We start from the raw sequence: 1026 nt of genomic DNA on the forward strand, positions 1-1026 counted from the left end.
CTAGGCCGTGTTTCGTAGGGCACGAAGCCATTGGTTGATGGCGGCGATGGTGAGGGTGGCTTCGTAGCGCACGGCGAGTTTGTCGTATCTGGTGGCCATGGCGCGGTGTTGTTTGAGCTGGTTGATGCCGCACTCCACGGCGTGACGCAGGCGGTAGACGTCGGGGTCGAAGGCGGGCGGACGTCCGCCTTGGGATCCTTTGGCCTTGCGGTGCGCGTCCTGGTCAGCCTTGCTCGGGATGCACGCGCGGATGCCCCGGGATCGCAGGTGGGCGCGGTTGGCCTTGGACGTGTACGCCTTGTCGGCCAGCACGGTGTCGGGGCGGGTGCGTGGCCGGCCACCACCGGCTCTGGGGATACGGACCTTGGCCAGCACGGGGATGAACTGTGGGCTGTCACCGCGCTGTCCGGCGGTCACCACCAGGGCCATCAGTTTGCGGCCCTGCTCGCAGGCCAGATGGGTCTTGGTGGTCCAGCCGCCCCTCGATCGGCCGAGCCCGTGATCGGCCGGCTCGGCCTGCACACCACCAGGAGGCTCCTTCTGCGCCTGGCCGTCGCGGCGGGCTCCCGCCGCGTGCTGGTGGGCGCGGCTGATGGTCGAGTCCACGCTCACCGTCCAGCCGACCAACCCCGCCGCGTCCGCCCGGGCCTGCAACGAGGTGAGGATCCGCGCCCAGACACCGTCACGCTGCCACCGCCGAAACCATCGATACAAGGTCTGCCACGGCGGGTACTCCGCAGGCACGTCGCGCCACGGCGATCCGGTCCGGACCCGCCACCGGATCCCGTCGATGATCAGTCTCATGGTCCATCTGCGCGGCCGAGCATGACCCATCCCGGCAGGCAGCAACGGCTCCAACACCGCCCACTGCACGTCGGTCAGGTCATGTCGCCTCACTGCCGTTACGCTCGGCACGAGGTCTCCGGTGTGAAGTTCTAGCTTGGTCGCTGAACCAACTACCGGAGACCTCTTCAATTAGCGACCACCGCCACGCCCCAACAACGACGCCTACGAAACACCGCCTAG

The 1026-nt window shown here is 67.9% G+C and carries 1 protein-coding gene; it reads right to left on the reverse strand.

The window, feature by feature from the left end:
• Positions 1–897: an IS5 family transposase gene (locus ACGFIQ_RS36240; protein WP_393250865.1), complete on the reverse strand. Its 897-nt coding sequence runs from the start codon at positions 895–897 to the stop codon at positions 1–3.
• Between the last annotated feature and the right edge of the window lie 129 nt (positions 898–1026).

This window comes from Micromonospora sp. NPDC048898 (genome assembly GCF_043198035.1).
Classification (GTDB): Bacteria; Actinomycetota; Actinomycetes; order Mycobacteriales; family Micromonosporaceae; genus Micromonospora.